The organism is Arcticibacter pallidicorallinus (assembly GCF_003002875.1).
Taxonomy (GTDB): Bacteria; Bacteroidota; Bacteroidia; order Sphingobacteriales; family Sphingobacteriaceae; genus Arcticibacter; species Arcticibacter pallidicorallinus.
In genome coordinates this window covers 485,885-504,230 of record NZ_PVTH01000002.1, presented here as the reverse complement: position 1 = coordinate 504,230, position 18,346 = coordinate 485,885, and the positions used below count along the sequence as shown (strand labels likewise).

The window sequence follows — 18,346 nt, the reverse complement described above, 5'->3', positions numbered from 1 at the left end:
AAACCAAACAGTAACAGAATGAAGGTGAAGAGCCTAAGTATCCTGTCTCTACTACGGGGATTAAAAGTGGCAAACAGTACGCAGCAGGTAATCACACAGGTGATTGGTATAATCATGTTCAGACGGACTTTCGAAAGCCCAGACTCCAACTTGCCCGGTTAAGATCTGGCCTCGCTAATGGGTTATTAGGCGCAAAATTACGAAATTTGGCCGGTAATAAGAACCGGGGGACCAGAATCATTCCCCCGATAATGCCTTTAAAACCTAGAAATGTCCCCGTATGATCGGACGGATCTCTGTTTGATACAGTTCCCTTAGCTGTTGGTGAGTTGCCTGAGGCAGGCTCTCCATGTCGGAGGCCAACACGTTAGCCTGAACCTGCTCTGGCGAGGAAGCTCCCGGAATAACAGTGGATATTTCAGGATGATCGAGGATCCAGCGTATGGCCCATTGAGCCGTACGATCATCAGGAAGCAAGCCTGCAATTTGCTTTGCAAGATCTACGCCCTTATTAAATTCAATACCCGAAAATGTCTCTCCTGCATTAAATGACTCCCCATTTGCATTATAGTGGCGATGATCACCGGGAAGGAAATGAGTATCTTTTTTGTATTTACCGCTAAGAAGTCCGCTAGCCAGAGGAACACGTGCTATGAGCGCCACTTCCTTCTCCCCCGCCTCAGCAAAAAACTCCTCCGAATAATGCTGCCTGAAGATGTTGAAGATAATTTGAAGGGACGCGATTCCCTCTTGCTGAAGACAGATCTTAGCTTCTTCGGCCGTCTCAACGCTTACTCCCCAATGACGAATCAAACCGTCCTGCTGAAGTCTGCGAAGATGGTCAAACACCTTTCCTGCCTGAAGCTCATCCGTGGGGATACAGTGCAGCTGCTCCAGGAAGAGCGAGTCGAGCTGCAGGTGCTGAAGGGAGCTTTCGACGTGGCTTCGCATCTTTTCATAAGTGAAATTTTGCGGCCAGGCATTATCACCGTCATGTCGCCTGCCCAGTTTTGAAGCAACCAGAAAGCTCTTCCGAGAGGATCTAAGGAACTTACCGATCACTTTTTCGCTGACACCCATACCATAAACATCAGCAGTGTCAATAAAGTTACCGCCAGCGTCGGCAAATGCTGTCAGAACATCCATCGCATGCTCTTCGTTTAGAGGCCCCCAGTCTGAGCCACCCAGCTGCCAGGTTCCCAGACCAATTTCAGATACCTGTTGGTCTTTAAATTTTCTATATTTCATTCCTTATTGTTCTAGTACTTTGCGCTAATCTATCGAAAAGGATGATTGGGATGCTCGTTTCCGGGTTATCATGATCTTATCAATACGCTGACCATCCATATCTACCACTTCCAATTCAAAATCAAGCCATTCTGTTTTCTCTCCTTCGACAGGTATAGAGCGAAGCCGATGTAAGATTAACCCGCCTACTGTTGTAAAGTTTACTTCAGTATCATCCTCAATGTTCAGAAACTCAAGCAGCTCGTAGTAGGGATACTGACCATCGACCAGCCAGGAATTTTCGTCGCGGACGATGATCTTTAATTCGTCGTCCTGATATTCCGTCTGGTCTCCTACGAGTTCATCAACGATATCATCCATGGTCACCATTCCTTCAACCGAACCGTACTCATCCACTACAATGGCGTGGTGAATTCTAGAACTCTTAAACTGCTCCAGTACCTGATAAGCCGGCAGCTTCTCGTGCACAAAAAGAGGCTTGCGCAGGTAATTTGTCAGGTCGAACGGTTTGCCGTCGAGATCTCGCGGAAAAAGCTCCTTAACGTAGAGCACGCCTACGATCTTATCCAGGCCTTTATTTGCTACGGGATATGCCGAGTGTACCTCCGGCTGCATTTTGCGGCGTATGGTTTCAAGGTCCTCATTCACATCAAACCATACGAGGTCGCTTTTATGGGTCATAAGCTCAGAAACTTTACGGTTTCCGAGAGCGAAAACTCTTTTCACTATGTCTTGCTCAATCTGCTCTATCTCTCCATATAAGGTACTTTCATGTATAATAGAAGCGATCTCCTCCTCAGAAGCAGGCCCTTCTCTTTTTTCCGTGATACCCAGAATTTTAAGGCATGCGTCGTTCGACTTCGCCAACAGCCAGATAAAGGGCTTCGTTATCTGAGATACCAAATGCATGGGTGCTGCAACGAAAGAAGCGACGCGCTCTGGAAAGGCCAAGCCGATCCTTTTGGGTAGCAACTCGCCGAATACGATGGAAAAGTAGGTCAATATAACGACCACGAGGCCAACGGAAATCGTATTGGAATAGGGTGCCATAAAACTAACCTGACTAACAAACCTGTCCAGGTCATCGGTTATCTTATCCCCACTATAGATACCTGTCAGAATTCCGATAAGCGTAATACCAATTTGAACGGTAGACAAGAATGTATTGGGACTTTCAGCAAGTGCCAAAGCTTTTCTGGCTCCGCTATGCCCTTTCTTGGCAGTTCTTGCCAGCTTAAATTTACTCGATGATATCAAGGCGATCTCGCTCATAGAGAATACTCCGTTTAGCAAAATCAGGATACCAATTATCAATATTTCCATTATTCGTTCTCAGTATTTAACTGCTGTAAAGCTAAGCAAACGAAGTGTTCATTCTTTTATTTCGTGCATTTAGGTATCTTTAGGCGTTTCTCCAGATAATAACACCAACTGTTTTACACAGGCCCCTGTTAGGAAATTCACATCAAACGCCCCTATAAATTTCCGTATCCGGAAACACTGCCGCCGGGAAGTGATACCCAACTTAAATGCGCTTATCCAGGCCTGAGCAAACGCATTCAGGATAATAGCGGTGCTATTCGTCCGTTTATTAATATTTTTGTTGGTAAAGATGATATTCTAACCCTATGTTTTCAAAAGAAGAACTCTTACGATATAACCGCCATATCATCATGCCGGACTTCGGCATCGCTGCGCAAGAAAAGCTGAAGAAGGCGCGGGTGCTGGTTATCGGCGCAGGTGGCCTGGGCAGTCCGCTACTGCTTTATCTGGCTGCGGCGGGTGTTGGACATATCGGGATAGTAGACGGGGATGTTGTGGAAGATAGCAATCTACACAGGCAGGTGTTGTTTGGGGTGGATGAAATGGGTACGCCGAAGGTAGAAGCCGCCCGAAAACGGCTGCTTTCACTGAATCCCTATATCGAAATAGTCGTCCATCAGACCTTTTTTACGTCGGCTAACGCGATGGACCTCGCAAGAGATTATGATGTAGTGGCTGATGGGACAGACAACTTTCCGACCAGGTACCTGGTAAATGACGTATGTGTACTGCTCGACAAACCGAATGTGTATGCTTCTATTTATCAATTTGAAGGACATGTATCTGTTTTCAACTACGTGAACGAACATGGTGAGCGGGGCCCCAATTACCGGGATCTTTATCCGACTCCGCCCGAAGCTGGTGCCGTTCCCAATTGTGCGGAAGCGGGTGTACTTGGTGTTCTGCCCGGAATAATCGGCAGCTTACAAGCACTGGAGGTCATTAAGGTGCTTACCCAGATAGGGGAGCCGTTGAGCGGCAGGTTTTATACATTTGATGCGCTTAGTTTTGAGTCGCGGACGTTTAAACTGAAGCGAGATCCTGCTAATCCGCTTAATGGAGACAATCCGTCGATCAGCAAACTGATTGACTACGAACAGTTCTGCGGTATGAAAAAAGCTTCAGCACAAATAAAAGAGATCACGGCAGACGAATTTCAGGAATGGCAGGAAGAGGGCACGGACATGCAGCTCATCGACGTAAGAGAACCTTCAGAGTTTGAGCTGGTGAATATCGGTGGTAGTCTGATTCCGTTATCGCAAATTCCAGACAATAATGATAAAATAGACCGGCACCGCAAGGTTGTATTTATTTGCAAATCGGGCGTACGAAGCCATAGAGCGATCGAGATACTGGAAGAAAAGTATGGTTTTGACAACCTTTACAATCTTAAAGGGGGCCTGATCAATCTAATACTGGAGGCTGATCTGGATCTACCGACTTATTAGATCTTTTCTGTGCCTGTGTGTAGTTGATGTATAACTGAATACATTCGGCCAGACCAACGCAGGCAATTCCTCCCCAGGCCGCGCTGATAATATCCTTGTATAATGCCGGGTCGCCATCGTTATGCTTCAGAATAATACCATAAAATGCCCATATAACTACCGGTCCAAAAAACACATTCTTTTTCAGAATGATGACTGCCGTGGAAACAAGGGCTGCGCCGGCGATCAGGATAATGGTCCAATAATTTGCGGAAACTCCACCCCCATCCCATCCAAGGCCTACCAGAGCAGAACTGATATTCGCAATGGTAGCAATGCAGATCCAAGCGAAGTAGATACCCAGGGGAAAGTGAGTAAAGATTTTAGAGTAAACCGAGCGATGAGGATTAAAGATCTTCAACCGGACGTTGATGACAATCAGTGTGACCAGCTGGGTGAGCATAAGGAGTACCGATAGAATAAACTGTTCGTTTACCCAGGCGAAGACCCAGGCGGCTGTGGCGATATTGTTCACAATAAATAAAACCCCCATCCGGCTAATATCCTTATTCGCTTCTGAGAGCACATCTTCCCGAAATGCCCGGTATATATGATATATTGAAAATGCAAAAAGCGCAATGTAAATCACCCCCCAGATAGAGAAGGTAACACCTGCAGGAGTGAACAGGGTATCGTATTTATCGGAGACGTCTCCTATATTCTTGCTACTAATTGCGTCCACCTGGCTTAGCGTTGATACTGCGAAGGCGATCAGAAAGCATACAGCATTTAAGATGGCAAGAGATTTGATCCGGTTCATGATAATTTTTCTTTGTTAACAGCCAAATGCCCGCTTTGTTGACATCGATGTGGCTCAAGTCATAAAATCGATGCTCCCCTTATTTTTATGCACTGGAACATACCGGAGCCTGAGCTTCGAAATCCGCTATATTTGGCTTATACCGTTTTTGTATGAAGCGCTAAACAACTCGACTTACACCCGTAATAAGTCCGACTTTAAGCTCCTCAGGTCGGACTTATCACGGGAGAATAAGGGTCTGTTATCGGCTGCATATAACAGCGTTCTTAGATAAGACTAAGAGATGTACAACAGCGAGAGCTGATAACACCGTTCTATTAAACGCCTGTTATAAACTTAAAAAATCAGAAATAGCCTAAACGAAAAAGAGGCTGATCATTTCTTCAATGATACAGCCTCTGCTTAATTTTTGTTATCGTTTAGACTACGATGTTAACAATACGTCCTTTAACAACAATTACTTTTTTCGGCGTCTTGCCATCCAGATACTTCTGAACGTCGGGATTCTCGAGAACTACCTTTTCCACATCCGCAGGCTCAAGTGACAAAGAAACAGTGAGGTTCATTCTCATCTTACCGTTTATGGATATCGGATATGCGAATTCATCTTCGACCAGATATTCGGGCACAAACGTTGGAAACTGAGCATAGCTCAATGATCCTTCAGCATGTCCGAGTAACTGCCACAACTCTTCGGTGATATGGGGGGCGTAAGGGGCCAGAACGACAACCAGTTCCTCCAGGATAGCGCGCTTATTACATTTAAGATCAGTCAGCTCGTTCACACAAATCATAAAGCTGGAAACGGAGGTATTGAAAGAGAATCGCTCAATATCTTCCTCCACCTTGCGGATAATTTTGTGCAGGGATTTCAACTCGGCCTTTGTTGGCTCTGCATCTGTTACGCGGAAATTGAACTGATCATCGTGGAACAGTTTCCAGAACTTTCTTAAGAACTTAAATACCCCTTCGATTCCGTTGGTATTCCAGGGCTTACTTTGTTCAAGCGGCCCAAGGAACATTTCATAGAGACGAAGCGTATCTGCTCCGTAGCGTTCCACAATATCATCAGGATTGACGACGTTGAATTTGGATTTCGACATCTTCTCCACTTCAACTCCGCAAAGGTATTTTCCGCTTTCGAGGATAAACTCAGCGTTTGCGAATTCAGGTCTGAAGCTTTTAAACTTCTCCAGATCAAGAACTTCGTTTTCGACAATGTTTACATCTACGTGTAATGCGGTGGTTTTATACTCGTCTTTTAGTCCATGAGAAACAAAGGTATTGGTTCCCCTTCCCTCTTCATCTGAGATACGATAGACGAAGTTGGATCTTCCCTGGATCATTCCCTGGTTGATGAGCTTTTTGAAAGGCTCTTCTTCGTTAACATGACCGAGGTCTTTCAGGAATTTATTCCAGAAGCGGCTGTATAGTAAATGTCCGGTTGCATGTTCAGAGCCGCCGATATACAGATCAACATCTTTCCAGTAATCAATCGCTTGCTTTGGAGCGAATACATCTTCTTTACGCTCATCCGGCGAAGCCATATAACGATACCAATACCAGCTTGAACCTGCCCATCCTGGCATTGTACTCAGCTCATAGGCATATTCGCCTTTATATTTCCAGCCGAGAGCACGGCCAAGTGGCGGGTCTCCTGCTTCTGTTGGCAGATATTTGTCCACTTCAGGCAGCAGCAACGGAAGTTCGCTTTCATCTATAAGATAAGGCAAGCCGTCTTTGAAATAAACAGGAACAGGTTCGCCCCAGTATCTCTGGCGACCGAAGATGGCATCGCGCATGCGGTACTGCACTTTCGCCTTGCCTGCACCAAGCTCTTCAAGCTTCTGGATCAGGACAGGGAGAGCCTCATCATACGCTAAACCGTTGATGATTCCGGAGTTGATATATTTCCCCTCTTTCGTTGCATCAGCAGTTTCTTCTATATCTTTCTGAGCATCCAGGATCTGGATAACCGGAAGATTGAACTGTTTTGCGAAAAGCCAGTCGCGCTGATCACCCGAAGGCACTGCCATAACTGCTCCGGTTCCGTATCCGGCAAGCACATAGTCTGCTATCCAAACAGGAATTTTCTCACCATTCAGCGGATTCAGGGCGTAGGTACCGGTGAACGCTCCCGATACCGTCTTGGTATCAGCCATCCGGTCAAGTTCAGACTTCTTCTTAGTCTTGATTATATAGTCCTCAATCTCGTTCTTCTGCTCCGCAGTGGTGAGTGAAGTAACAAATTCATGCTCAGGAGCGATAACGAGGAAACTTACCCCGTAGATGGTATCTACACGAGTGGTGAAAACTTCGATTATCTTATCGCTGTTCTCCACCTGGAATTTAACAGATGCTCCGATGCTCTTACCGATCCAGTTCCGCTGCATCTCTTTGAGAGGCTCTGGCCAATCTATGGTGTCAAGACCTTTCAGCAGACGATCTGCATAGGCGGTGATGCGCATGCTCCACTGCCACATTTTCTTTTGCTCGACAGGGTGACCGCCACGCTCGGAGAAGCCTTCTTTGACTTCGTCATTTGCCAGTACCGTTCCTAATGCGGCACACCAGTTGACCGTGCTCTCCTTCAGAAAGGTCAGTCGGTATTTCAGAAGCTCTTCCTGCTGATCTGGCTCAGACATCGCATTCCACTCCTCTGCGGTGAAGGATTGGGTATCTTCGTCAGATACGGCGCTGATACCCGTGCTGCCATTTGTCTGGAAATGAGAAACAAGCAGATCAATAGGTTGCGCCTTATCGGCTTCCATATCGTACCAGGAGTTGAAGAGCTGCATAAAAATCCACTGCGTCCATTTGTAATATTCCGGATCGCTGGTGCGTACTTCGCGACCCCAGTCAAAGGAAAACCCTAATTGATCAAGCTGACGACGGTAAGTTGCGATATTGTCAACGGTGGTTATAGCAGGATGCTGTCCGGTTTGGATAGCATATTGCTCTGCAGGCAGACCGAAGGAGTCATATCCCATGGGATGAAGCACATTGAAGCCGCGCAGTCTTTTAAACCTTGCAAAGATATCAGATGCAATATAGCCAAGAGGATGCCCTACGTGGAGTCCTGCTCCCGACGGATAGGGGAACATATCCAATACGTAATACTTAGGCTTTTCTGATGTATTGTCTACTTTGTACGTTTGCTTTTCGGCCCAGAACTGCTGCCACTTGTTTTCAATGTCTCTAAACTGGTAATCCATGTGATTCAAATTCGTTGGATTGCGAAAATAGTAAAATTGATTTAGAGTGGCGGGAGCCAACTTCCATACTTCCAAACTATTTCCTATTTTCGCATATCTTAAAAAAGCACTATGGAAGAATTCGAGAGGAGCGCTTACTCAAAAAAGACCAAGCCGGTTTATATATCAACAGTAATCAGTATTGCGCTGGTTTTGTTAATGATAGGCCTTCTGGGACTTATCCTTGTTCATGCCCGGAATTTATCTAACTATGTAAAGGAGAACATCGTTCTTAACATCATCGTTAGCGACGGCGCGAAAGAGGTTGACGTACTTGCTCTTCAGAAGCAGCTGGACACAAACCCTTACATTCTTCAGACTCAGTATGTAAGTAAAGAACTGGCTGCAAGAAACTTACAAAAAGATCTGGGGGAAGAGTTTGTCGAGTTTCTTGGTTACAATCCGCTTCTATCGTCCATTGACGTTTACATGAAGGCCGATTATGCCAATAATGCGAGTATTGAGAAATTAAGCGGACAGCTTACTAAAAATCCTTTGGTAAAAGAGGTGATCTATCAAAAATCACTGATTGATATGGTAAACCAGAACCTCAAAATCATAGGCCTGGTTATATTGGCATTTGCCGGTATCCTGATGATTATCGCTGTTGCACTGATCAATAATACTATACGTCTGGCTATCTATTCGCAGCGATTCCTGATCAAAAGCATGCAGCTCGTCGGCGCTACCAAAGGTTTTATTCGCGCACCTTTCATCGGATATGGCATATTGCATGGCTTCCTGGGCGGACTAATAGCCATCATTCTTTTGTTGCTGACACTTTATCTCGCGCAGCAACAGATTCCGGAACTGGTGATCCTGAGGAACTGGTTTGAATTTGGTGTGGTGTTCCTTATCGTTCTTGGAACTGGTATTCTGATCTCCACCATGAGCACCTGGTTCGCAGTGAGCAAATATTTACGTTTAAAAATTTACGATCTCTATAAATAATGGCAAAGAAACCCCTTCTGGAGACTACTGAGCAAAAGCAAGCTCAGTTTGTTTTCGACAAAAGCAATTACCGTCTTTTTCTCCTGAGCATAGCCGTGGTCATGATTGGTTTTTTTCTCATGAGCGGCTCGACAGACATTTACGAATTCCGTAAAATTGTACTGGCTCCTATCGTCGTCGTTATTGGCTTCACCATCGGCTTTTTCGCCATTTTGAAAAAGCGTAAATAAGAAGCATGAATTTTATTGAAGCAATTATCCTGGCCATCATTGAAGGCCTGACTGAGTTTTTGCCTGTTTCCTCCACGGGACACATGATCATTGGTTCCTCTCTAATGGGTATAGAAAACGATGAGTTCGTTAAGCTATTCACCATTGTTATACAGCTGGGAACTATTCTTTCTGTTGTAGTACTATACTTCAAGCGTTTCTTTCAAAGCTTTGACTTCTACTTCAAATTGTTGGTAGCATTTATTCCTGCTGCCGTTTTTGGGTTGTTGCTAAGCGATATGATCGACCAGTTGTTGGAAAGCCCGCTTGCGGTTGCTATTTCTCTTGTTGTGGGTGGTGTAATTCTTCTATTCGCTGATAAATGGTTCAACAAACCAACTATCGACTCTACGGATGAAATCAGTTATCCAACGGCGTTTAAAATTGGCTTGATGCAATGCCTGGCAATGATTCCCGGGGTCTCCCGATCAGGAGCCACTATTGTTGGGGGAATGTCTCAAAAACTGTCACGTAAGGCAGCGGCTGAGTTTTCGTTCTTCCTGGCTGTACCAACGATGTTTGGTGCGACAAGCAAGAAGCTGTACGATTTTTACAAAGGCGGCTATGAGCTGAGTGGTGAGCAAATAAACCTGTTATTAATAGGAAATGTTGTTGGTTTTGTTGTGGCAATCATTGCCATCAAGAGCTTTATTGGCTTTGTAACCAAGTATGGATTCAGGGCGTTTGGCTGGTATCGGATTGTTGTTGGTGGGATTATTGTAATTTTGCTCCTGGCAGGCATTGACCTGCAGGTTATGTGATGGATATAGAAGAAAAGAAGACTGAGTTTCCGGCATTCAACTTTGTTGATGGCGAGCTCCTGTTAGTAAATAAGCCTTACCGCTGGACCAGCTTTGATGTGGTAAGCAAAATAAGAAATGCCTTTAAACCCTTAAAGCTGAAAGTTGGCCATGCAGGCACACTTGATCCTTTAGCTACAGGTTTGTTAATTATTTGCACCGGTAAGCTCACCAAGAAAATCGATGAGTACCAGGCTCAGGAGAAAGAGTATACAGGCACCATGATACTTGGAGCCACTACCCCTTCTTATGATATGGAGACGGAAGTGGATGAAACTTATCCCATAGACACCCTTACGGAGGCTTCAATACGGTCCGCCTGTGATGCTTTTGTAGGTGAAATAACACAATTCCCTCCCGCCTTTTCAGCACTTAAAATTAATGGAGAAAGGGTCTACGAAAAAGCAAGAAGAGGAGAAGCTGTGGAAATGAAGTCGCGGCAGGTGACCATTTCCGCATTTGAAATAACGCGGATCGAGCTTCCTGAAGTCGATTTCCGCGTGGTATGCAGCAAAGGAACTTACATCAGGTCGTTGGTGTTTGACTTCGGCAGAATCCTCGGAAACGGAGCCTACCTATCCAAGCTGAGAAGAACAAGAAGCGGTGATTTTCGACTTGAAAAGGCGTTTGAAGTGATGGAGCTTTCCGGACATATTAAAAGTCTGAAAGAAAATGAAAGTCTATAAGCATATTGACGAGTTTCAAAAGCTGGAAACTGCTGTCGTAACGATAGGCACATTTGACGGCGTACATCTGGGTCATCGCAAGATTATCAGCAGGCTCGTAGAAGAAGCCAGGCGCGTAAACGGTGAGAGCGTGATCCTGACGTTCTTCCCTCACCCCAGAATGATTCTTCATCCCGAGGACCAGAGTCTGAAACTGATTTCTACCATTGAAGAAAAGCGTGAGTTAATCGAACAGTTAGGTGTAGACCATCTTATCGTCACTCCTTTTACGAGGGATTTTTCGAACTTATCTCCTGATAATTATATCAAGCAGATTTTGGTTGACAAAATCGGCACTAAGAAGATTATTATCGGCTACGATCATCACTTTGGAAAGGACAGAGCGGGTGATTTCGCCAAACTGCAGGAATGCGCTCCCTTATTCGGCTTTAGCGTCGAAGAAATTACGGAGGAAGACATACATGATGTAGCGGTGAGCTCGACGAAAGTTCGGCAAGCGCTGACGATGGGCGATGTGACTACTGCCCAGGATTTTCTGGGATATCCGTTTCATCTGACAGGTCTGGTGATCAGGGGTGACCAAATAGGAAGAACCATAGGTTTTCCGACAGCGAACTTGTTTTTGGAGGAAACCTATAAACTGATTCCCGCTGATGGAATTTACGCCGTTATGGTGGAAGAATATCCGGTAAGCAAAGGTTTGCTGAAGGGAATGGGATATATTGGCACCAGGCCAACGCTGAATGGAATGAGCCGCAATATCGAAATCAATATTTTTGACTTCGATAAAGACATCTACGGCCAAAACATACGGGTACACTTTTTGTATTTCTTAAGAGGCGACATGAAATTCCATTCGCTGCAAAAATTAACAGATCAGATTAGTCAGGATAAATTAGCCGTAATGGATTTGCTACGCTGATTTTGATTATCCCATGAAAAACCTAAACATCGATAAGCCCGAGGCTGAGTTTCTTGACACGACGATCAAATACTGGGAGGAGGAAGGATTGATTGATGCTTCTAAAGCCGAGCAGCTGCGTGCTTCTTATGCAGTAAAGCAATTCGACTGGCGTAGATTAGCGCAATACTCTTTCTGGATTGCCCTGGCATGTGGCTTAATCGCCGTGGCTTCTCTGGTCATCAATGATGCCATCATTAATTTACTGCAAAGTCTGTATAACACTCCAGACATTCTGATCAGCGTGGTTGCTGCGGGTATTGCTGCCTGGATGTATTATTACGGACAGCGACAGAAACGCAAGTTTCCCGAACGGCAGTTCAGTAATGAAGCAACGCTCTTCTCGGGAGTGTTGTTTACCGCAATCAGTATAGCTTTTTTAGGCAAGGCCCTTGATAACGGCTCAGGGCATTATTCCACACTTTTCTTGCTTTCTGTTTTCATTTACGGCGCACTTGCTTTGAAGTTCCAGTCTAAGCTAATCTGGGCCTTTGCGCTTATCTCCTTAGGAAGCTGGTTTGGCACGGAGACGGGCTATCAAACGAACTGGGGTAATTATTTTTTCGGATTAAACTACCCCCTGCGATTTGTGGTCTTTGGTGCTTTGCTTACTGCTGCCGGGCTGGTTCTTGAGCATTACAGGAAGCTGCCCGGATTCAATACCCTCACCTACATCATAGGCTTGTTCTATTTCTTCATATCCCTGTGGATTCTATCCATATTTGGTAACCTGGCAACCATTGAAGACTGGCTGAAGACGGATCAGGTGGAATTAGTGTCCTGGGGGATTATATCCTCGGTCGCATCACTGGCCGTGATGCTTTATGGATTGAAGCAGAAAGATGAAATCGCCCGCGAGTTTGGAATCACCTTTCTGCTGATAAATATCTATACACGATATTTTGAGTATATGTGGGACAGAACCGATAAAGCCATATTTTTTGGCATACTGGCTGTATCCTTCTGGCTCATCGGCCGTAAGGCTGAAAAGATCTGGAATCTTAAATAGCCGGTTCTATAGTGATGGTGTAATCGATGTTTACTCCTCCTGCCGCCAGCATATCGTGCACTGAACAGTATTTTTTTACCGCAAGCTCCGCAGCTTTTTCTGCCTTTGCCTGGTCGATATTGCCTTGCAGTTTAAAGTTCATTCTGATGTTCGTAAACACAGCGGGAACGGCGTCTGCCCTGTCTGCTTCTACAGATACGGAAATATCCTGTATTTCCTGGCGCTGCTTTTTCAAGATGGATATGAGATCGAAAGAACTGCATGAGCCAAGAGCCATCAGTACTAGCTCCATTGGTCTTACGCCCAGTCCCTCGCCTCCGATCTCCGGAGAGCCATCAATATGAACTTTTACAGTGGATGACGGAGCTGCTGCCTCGAGGTGTACAGCATCGTTTAACCGGTTTAACTCTATTTTCATCTGATATAATTTAATTCGTTAACAGCAACGAAGCTATCATGATCATTCCACCCTGCTTAGGCGTTTAACTCATGATAGCATCATTCTTGCTTTATTTAGACCGTTCTATTGCTTGTTTAACATCGTTGATAATGTCTTCTGGGTCTTCAAGACCTACAGAAACGCGTATTGAACCTGGATAAATACCGATAGCTTGCCTTTCTTCCTCCGTTAGCTTGGAATGTGTGGTGGATGCAGGATGCGTTCCGATACTACGGGAGTCTCCGAGGTTTGAGGTAATCAAGACCATCTCCAGTGCGTCAAGGAACTTCTTCGCGCGGTCAAATCCTCCTTTTACGATGAAAGTTACGATACCACCGCCCTGCTTCATTTGCTTTTTCGCAAGATCGTACTGAGGGTGAGAGGGCAGATGAGGATATCTGACCACTTCGATTTCCGGATGCTCGTCCAGCATCTGTGCGAGCTTAAGCGCTGAGCTACAGTGTCTGTCCATCCGCACAGGCAAAGTTTCCAGACTCTTTGAAAATATCCAGGCATTGAAAGCGGACATTGCCGGACCGGTATGCCTGATAAAGAACATCAGTTCTTTAATCAAATCGGCTCTTCCGGCAATAAGGCCTCCGAGTACTCTCCCCTGACCATCCATGTACTTCGTGGCGGAGTGAGAAACGAGGTCTATACCGTATTGTAGGGGTTTTTGCAGATAGGGCGTTGCGAAACAGTTGTCAACGTTCAGAATGATATGAGGGTATTTCTTCTTCAAAGAGCCCAGCCATTCTAAATCCACGAGCTCTAAGCCAGGGTTGGATGGCGTTTCTAAGAAGATCATCTTCGTTTCAGGACGTATAGCTGCTTCCCAGGTCTCTGGTGCAAGCGCATCTACGTAGGAACTGGTGATACCCCATCTCGGTAAAAGCTGCGTTAACAGCTGATGCGTAGACCCAAAGATAGACCTGCAGGCGAGTACATGATCGCCACTCTTAAGGAGTCCGGCCAGCGACGCAAAAACAGCCGCCATGCCTGATGAAAACGCCAGCCCGGCTTCTGCACCTTCCAGCATACATACCTTATCGATTAGTTCAGTGGTGTTGGGATTGGAGTATCGGGAGTAGATAATACCCGGCTCTTCATCAGCAAATACTGCTCTGCCTTGCTCCGCATCATCGAAAACAAAGCTTGAAGTGAGATACAGAGGCACAGAGTGTTCGCGGTTCGGACTTCGTTCTGCCTGTATACGAATTAGCTTGGATTGTTCGTTCATTTTGAGTTATTGCATCTAAAAAGGGACTTGATCATAGAAACAATCAGGATCCCTGAATCATTTGAGGATAGCCAATATACTAATAATCCTGCTCCCTGAGGGCAGATTTTGATAAATGGCTATCCTCCCCTTATGTGTTATTTCAAGACACCTTTAAGAAAGGCACCGGTATAGGAGTCTTTAACCTTAGCCAGATCTTCAGGTACACCTTCAAACACCAGATTTCCTCCGCGATCGCCTCCTTCAGGACCTATGTCGATGACCCAGTCGGCACATTTGATCACGTCGACGTTATGCTCGATGACCAGAATAGTATTCCCCTGATCGAGAAGAGCATTTAGCGACTTTAGTAATTTCTTGATATCGTGAAAATGCAGACCCGTTGTAGGTTCGTCAAAGATGAAAAGCGTCTTGCTTCGGTTGTTCCCCTTGATCAAAAAGGATGCGAGCTTAATTCTTTGAGCCTCTCCACCCGACAGGGTATTTGAAGATTGCCCGAGATGTACATATCCCAGGCCTACGTCAAGCAAAGGTTGTATTTTGCTGATGATCTTGGGTTCATCTTTGAAAAAGCTTAATGCTTCTTCAATAGTCATGTCCAGTACTGCAGAAATATTTTTCTCTTTATACTCAACGTCGAGAACGTGCTGCTTGAAACGCTGCCCCCGGCAAGCCTCGCATGGCAAGAAAAGGTCAGCCATGAACTGCATCTCTATTTTCACTTCGCCTTCTCCCTGGCAGACATCACAGCGCCCCCCTTCCACATTGAAAGAGAATGCAGCCGGCTTCAGTCCGGCAGCCTTCGCAGATGCCTGTGAAGCAAAAAGATTCCGGATATCATCATAGGCTTTTACATAAGTGACCGGATTTGAGCGGGACGAGCGACCAATGGGATTCTGGTCTACAAGCTCAACATGATCGATCTCTCCGAAGCTGCCTTCCAGACTATCGTAAGCTCCGGTCTGCTCGCCTGAATAGTTACCGATAACCTTCTGCAAGGCTGGCTGTAATATCCTTTTAACGAGAGACGTCTTTCCGGAACCGGAAACACCTGTAACGCAGGTAAAAACATTTAGCGGAAACTTGACGTCGATACTTTTAAGGTTATTCTCCCGGGCACCTTTCAGTTCGATAAAGTCGGACCAGCTGCGTCGCCTGACGGGCACCTCGATCTTTTCCCTTCCACTAAGATAGTTTCCGGTCAGGCTCCCTTCGTCCTTTAAAATCTGCTCATAGTTACCAGAAAAGACCAGGTTTCCACCGTTAGTACCAGCTTCGGGGCCGATATCTATCAGGTGATCTGCCGCTTTCATCATTTCTTCTTCATGCTCAACAACCAACACGGTGTTACCCACATCGCGAAGTGATTTGAGCACGCCTATCAATCTATGGGTATCCCGGGGATGAAGACCGATACTCGGCTCGTCGAGCACATAGACTGAACCGACCAGCGAGCTGCCGAGCGAGGTTGCCAGATTGATACGTTGTGACTCACCGCCTGAAAGGCTATTTGAAAGCCGATTCAGCGTCAGGTATCCCAAACCCACGTCATTAAGGAAACTAATGCGACTGGTTATTTCGGCCAATAAGCGCTTTGCTATCTTCGTTTCATTAGATGTTAAGTCCAGCGAATTAAAGAAGCTAATAGACGAATCCAAAGGCATGAGCACAAGGTCTGTGATGGACCTTCCGGCTATCTTCACATAGGAGGCATCCTTCCTCAGGCGACTGCCTTTGCAATCCGGACAATTCGTTTTACCGCGATATCGCGATAACATCACCCGGTATTGAATTTTATAGGTTTGCGCTTCCAGCTCTGAAAAGAACTCGTTCAATCCGCGGAAGTACTTGTTACCGTCCCAGAGAAGCTGGCGCTGATCGTCTGTCAACTGGTTAAAGGAGCGATGAACAGGGAAATTAAACTTCAGGGCGTTCTTCAGAAACTCCTGTAGCCATACGCCCATTTTTTCGCCTCTCCAAGGTGCTATCGCGCCATCATAGACGGATTTGCTCTTGTCAGGAACCACCAAATCTTCGTCGATGCCAATCACCCTTCCGAATCCTTCACACCGCTTACAAGCTCCGTACGGATTATTAAAGCTGAAGAAATTTGGAGTAGGTTCTTCGAAACGCATGCCATCCAGTTCAAAACGATCGCAGAAGAATTTCATTTCACCGTTATACTCTACGAAACAATCACCTTTCCCTTCAAAAAATGCAGTTTGAATGGAATCGCCCATGCGACTTATAGTATCATCGTCTGAACTGATAGTGATGCGGTCAATTACAATCTTTACAATATCGCTTGCTATTAGCTTTTCATTTTTTACTTTCTCATCCTCAAGCAATTCCTCGATCCTAACCATTTTACCTGCATGGTAAACGCGCACGAACCCTTTCTGAAGTAATACTGCAAGTTCTTCCTTCAGACTGCGATTGTTATGAGGATGCAAAGGGCACAGAATGGTAACAGCGTCACCGTCGGGCAATGACGTGATATAGTTCGTAACAGTGGTTACAGAATCACGCATTACCTCTTGTCCGGAGACTGGCGAGATCGTTTTCCCGATACGGGAGAACAGGAGTTTAAGATAATCATAGATCTCGGTAGAGGTTCCCACCGTCGAACGGGGATTACTCGTGATCACCTTTTGTTCGATGGCTATCGCAGGAGCAATCCCTTTGATATAATCAACGTCTGGCTTATTCATTCGACCCATGAACTGCCTGGCGTAAGAAGATAGGCTTTCAACGTAACGACGCTGCCCTTCGGCGTACAAAGTATCAAACGCCAGGGAAGATTTGCCAGATCCGGACAAGCCAGTGATTACTACGAGCTTATTTTTCGGTATATTGACATCTATGTTTTTGAGATTATGGACGCGAGCCCCTTTTATTAATATGGTATTTTTTGGATCTTGTTCTGATTCAATATTCATGCAATGATATCGTTTAATGCAAAGGTAAGGGTTAATCTAGCAACCGGAGGTCAAGACTTTAACATATCTTAACACTTTTTGGCGAACCATACGTTACCTTTTTCGTAGATTTATAAACCTGGGGATTATATTATGGATTACCGCTTAATGTAATATAAACCAAGGTGTAACAAAAATATTGTACCGTAGTAGGTTATATTTTTATTATATTTGATATATAATCTCCACACACACAACTTATAGCTTAAATCGACAATTTGGATAAAACTCTACTCTATACTTTTTAGTAATTATTTTAAGCAAAAACAAAGAGAGGAGTCCTATGAAACTTCAAGGGAAAAGCGACCAGGAGCTTATACATATTTATATAGCTGGTCAGGAGACGGGTTTGGAAGAGTTGGTCAGCAGACACAAATCCAAAATATATACATCGATTTATATGCTGGTTAAAGATCAATATCTGGCAGAAGACATTTTTCAGGATACCTTCATCAAGGTCATCAATACGCTAAAAACCGGTAAATACAACGAGGAAGGCAAGTTTCTTCCATGGGTATTGCGAATTGCGCACAACCTGGTAATTGATTATTTCCGGAAAGAAAAGCGTACTCCTGTAATCACGAGCGGCGATGGTTTCGACATATTCGATGTCTTAGGGTTCTGCGATGAGAGTATTGAGGAGCAAATGGTTAGAAACCAAACTCATCAAGACCTCAGAAAGATGATTCAATTACTACCGGATGAACAGAAGGAGGTTTTGATTATGAGGCACTACGGAGAGATGAGCTTCAAAGAGATCGCCGACATCACCAACGTGAGCATTAATACAGCTCTGGGGCGAATGAGATACGCTCTGAACAACCTCCGCAAAATGTTCGATGCTAAGGAGCTGAGTATCAAATTAATTTAACAATAACATTATTTTAAATTTCTTAAAATATTCACCAAGCAAAGCCGTTAGTTAGATATAACAACGGCTT

Annotated in this window: 16 protein-coding genes; 9 read left to right on the top strand and 7 right to left on the bottom strand. The window is 45.1% G+C overall.

What is annotated here, in order from left to right; genetic code table 11:
• Window positions 1-18 precede the first annotated feature (18 nt).
• Window positions 19-162 carry a hypothetical protein gene (locus B0I27_RS17450; RefSeq protein ID WP_181276680.1) on the top strand — a complete coding sequence of 48 codons (144 nt, stop codon included), beginning with the start codon at window positions 19-21 and terminating at the stop codon, window positions 160-162.
• Window positions 163-264: 102 nt separating this feature from the next.
• On the opposite strand, the gene B0I27_RS04920 is transcribed toward B0I27_RS17450, so the two are convergent.
• Window positions 265-1,248 carry an aldo/keto reductase gene (locus B0I27_RS04920; protein ID WP_106292011.1) on the bottom strand — a complete coding sequence of 328 codons (984 nt, stop codon included), beginning with the start codon at window positions 1,246-1,248 and terminating at the stop codon, window positions 265-267.
• A 24-nt stretch (window positions 1,249-1,272) separates the two neighbouring features.
• Window positions 1,273-2,571 (bottom strand): hemolysin family protein, encoded by a 1,299-nt coding sequence (locus B0I27_RS04915; protein WP_106292009.1) that lies wholly within the window; start codon window positions 2,569-2,571, stop codon window positions 1,273-1,275.
• 305 nt (window positions 2,572-2,876) lie between these two features.
• On the opposite strand from B0I27_RS04915, the gene moeB reads away from it, so the two are divergent.
• Window positions 2,877-4,019 carry a molybdopterin-synthase adenylyltransferase MoeB gene (gene moeB / locus B0I27_RS04910; protein ID WP_106292007.1) on the top strand — a complete coding sequence of 381 codons (1,143 nt, stop codon included), beginning with the start codon at window positions 2,877-2,879 and terminating at the stop codon, window positions 4,017-4,019.
• On the opposite strand, the gene B0I27_RS04905 is transcribed toward moeB, so the two are convergent.
• Both B0I27_RS04905 and leuS read right to left on the bottom strand, forming a co-directional pair.
• Window positions 3,976-4,818: a tryptophan-rich sensory protein gene (locus tag B0I27_RS04905; protein ID WP_106292005.1), complete on the bottom strand. Its 843-nt coding sequence runs from the start codon at window positions 4,816-4,818 to the stop codon at window positions 3,976-3,978. The genes moeB and B0I27_RS04905 overlap by 44 nt on opposite strands.
• A 419-nt stretch (window positions 4,819-5,237) precedes the next feature.
• Window positions 5,238-8,033, bottom strand: coding sequence for a leucine--tRNA ligase (leuS, locus tag B0I27_RS04900; protein ID WP_106292003.1), 2,796 nt, complete (start codon window positions 8,031-8,033; stop codon window positions 5,238-5,240).
• Between the two features lie 111 nt (window positions 8,034-8,144).
• Between leuS and B0I27_RS04895 the strand changes: the two genes are divergently transcribed.
• The 6 genes from B0I27_RS04895 to B0I27_RS04870 are packed head-to-tail and all read left to right on the top strand — an operon-like array spanning window position 8,145 to window position 12,748.
• Window positions 8,145-9,023, top strand: coding sequence for a cell division protein FtsX (locus B0I27_RS04895; RefSeq protein WP_106292001.1), 879 nt, complete (start codon window positions 8,145-8,147; stop codon window positions 9,021-9,023).
• A complete protein-coding gene (locus B0I27_RS04890; protein WP_106291999.1) occupies window positions 9,023-9,253 on the top strand; it encodes a DUF3098 domain-containing protein in 231 nt (76 codons plus the stop codon). The genes B0I27_RS04895 and B0I27_RS04890 overlap by 1 nt, the downstream gene beginning before the upstream one ends.
• A gap of 5 nt (window positions 9,254-9,258) precedes the next feature.
• Window positions 9,259-10,053, top strand: coding sequence for an undecaprenyl-diphosphate phosphatase (locus B0I27_RS04885; protein ID WP_106291997.1), 795 nt, complete (start codon window positions 9,259-9,261; stop codon window positions 10,051-10,053).
• Window positions 10,053-10,778 carry a tRNA pseudouridine(55) synthase TruB gene (truB, locus tag B0I27_RS04880; RefSeq protein ID WP_106291995.1) on the top strand — a complete coding sequence of 242 codons (726 nt, stop codon included), beginning with the start codon at window positions 10,053-10,055 and terminating at the stop codon, window positions 10,776-10,778. Before B0I27_RS04885 ends, truB begins: the two co-directional genes overlap by 1 nt.
• Window positions 10,765-11,700 (top strand): bifunctional riboflavin kinase/FAD synthetase, encoded by a 936-nt coding sequence (locus B0I27_RS04875; RefSeq protein WP_106291993.1) that lies wholly within the window; start codon window positions 10,765-10,767, stop codon window positions 11,698-11,700. The genes truB and B0I27_RS04875 overlap by 14 nt, the downstream gene beginning before the upstream one ends.
• A 13-nt stretch (window positions 11,701-11,713) precedes the next feature.
• Window positions 11,714-12,748: a DUF2157 domain-containing protein gene (locus B0I27_RS04870; protein WP_106291991.1), complete on the top strand. Its 1,035-nt coding sequence runs from the start codon at window positions 11,714-11,716 to the stop codon at window positions 12,746-12,748.
• Here B0I27_RS04870 and B0I27_RS04865 read toward each other — a convergent pair.
• From B0I27_RS04865 to uvrA, 3 genes are all read right to left on the bottom strand, one after another.
• A complete protein-coding gene (locus B0I27_RS04865; protein ID WP_106291989.1) occupies window positions 12,741-13,166 on the bottom strand; it encodes an OsmC family protein in 426 nt (141 codons plus the stop codon). The two genes, B0I27_RS04870 and B0I27_RS04865, sit on opposite strands and share 8 nt — an antisense overlap.
• A 91-nt stretch (window positions 13,167-13,257) precedes the next feature.
• A complete protein-coding gene (locus tag B0I27_RS04860; RefSeq protein WP_106291987.1) occupies window positions 13,258-14,427 on the bottom strand; it encodes a trans-sulfuration enzyme family protein in 1,170 nt (389 codons plus the stop codon).
• A gap of 137 nt (window positions 14,428-14,564) precedes the next feature.
• The gene (uvrA, locus tag B0I27_RS04855) at window positions 14,565-17,366 is read right to left on the bottom strand and encodes an excinuclease ABC subunit UvrA (RefSeq protein WP_106291985.1); all 2,802 of its coding nucleotides are present in this window, start codon (window positions 17,364-17,366) and stop codon (window positions 14,565-14,567) included.
• A 322-nt stretch (window positions 17,367-17,688) separates the two neighbouring features.
• Between uvrA and B0I27_RS04850 the strand changes: the two genes are divergently transcribed.
• On the top strand, window positions 17,689-18,276 hold the full coding sequence (locus B0I27_RS04850) for an RNA polymerase sigma factor (RefSeq protein WP_106291983.1): 588 nt from the start codon (window positions 17,689-17,691) through the stop codon (window positions 18,274-18,276).
• Window positions 18,277-18,346 lie beyond the last annotated feature (70 nt).

What these genes read in the sequence shown, in the direction of transcription:
- B0I27_RS17450 (WP_181276680.1), top strand. Translation starts at nt 19, where the DNA reads ATGAAGGTGAAGAGCCTAAGTATCCTGTCTCTACTACGGGGATTAAAA.
- B0I27_RS04920 (WP_106292011.1), bottom strand. Translation starts at nt 1,248, where the DNA reads ATGAAATATAGAAAATTTAAAGACCAACAGGTATCTGAAATTGGTCTG.
- B0I27_RS04915 (WP_106292009.1), bottom strand. Translation starts at nt 2,571, where the DNA reads ATGGAAATATTGATAATTGGTATCCTGATTTTGCTAAACGGAGTATTC.
- moeB (WP_106292007.1), top strand. Translation starts at nt 2,877, where the DNA reads ATGTTTTCAAAAGAAGAACTCTTACGATATAACCGCCATATCATCATG.
- B0I27_RS04905 (WP_106292005.1), bottom strand. Translation starts at nt 4,818, where the DNA reads ATGAACCGGATCAAATCTCTTGCCATCTTAAATGCTGTATGCTTTCTG.
- leuS (WP_106292003.1), bottom strand. Translation starts at nt 8,033, where the DNA reads ATGGATTACCAGTTTAGAGACATTGAAAACAAGTGGCAGCAGTTCTGG.
- B0I27_RS04895 (WP_106292001.1), top strand. Translation starts at nt 8,145, where the DNA reads ATGGAAGAATTCGAGAGGAGCGCTTACTCAAAAAAGACCAAGCCGGTT.
- B0I27_RS04890 (WP_106291999.1), top strand. Translation starts at nt 9,023, where the DNA reads ATGGCAAAGAAACCCCTTCTGGAGACTACTGAGCAAAAGCAAGCTCAG.
- B0I27_RS04885 (WP_106291997.1), top strand. Translation starts at nt 9,259, where the DNA reads ATGAATTTTATTGAAGCAATTATCCTGGCCATCATTGAAGGCCTGACT.
- truB (WP_106291995.1), top strand. Translation starts at nt 10,053, where the DNA reads ATGGATATAGAAGAAAAGAAGACTGAGTTTCCGGCATTCAACTTTGTT.
- B0I27_RS04875 (WP_106291993.1), top strand. Translation starts at nt 10,765, where the DNA reads ATGAAAGTCTATAAGCATATTGACGAGTTTCAAAAGCTGGAAACTGCT.
- B0I27_RS04870 (WP_106291991.1), top strand. Translation starts at nt 11,714, where the DNA reads ATGAAAAACCTAAACATCGATAAGCCCGAGGCTGAGTTTCTTGACACG.
- B0I27_RS04865 (WP_106291989.1), bottom strand. Translation starts at nt 13,166, where the DNA reads ATGAAAATAGAGTTAAACCGGTTAAACGATGCTGTACACCTCGAGGCA.
- B0I27_RS04860 (WP_106291987.1), bottom strand. Translation starts at nt 14,427, where the DNA reads ATGAACGAACAATCCAAGCTAATTCGTATACAGGCAGAACGAAGTCCG.
- uvrA (WP_106291985.1), bottom strand. Translation starts at nt 17,366, where the DNA reads ATGAATATTGAATCAGAACAAGATCCAAAAAATACCATATTAATAAAA.
- B0I27_RS04850 (WP_106291983.1), top strand. Translation starts at nt 17,689, where the DNA reads ATGAAACTTCAAGGGAAAAGCGACCAGGAGCTTATACATATTTATATA.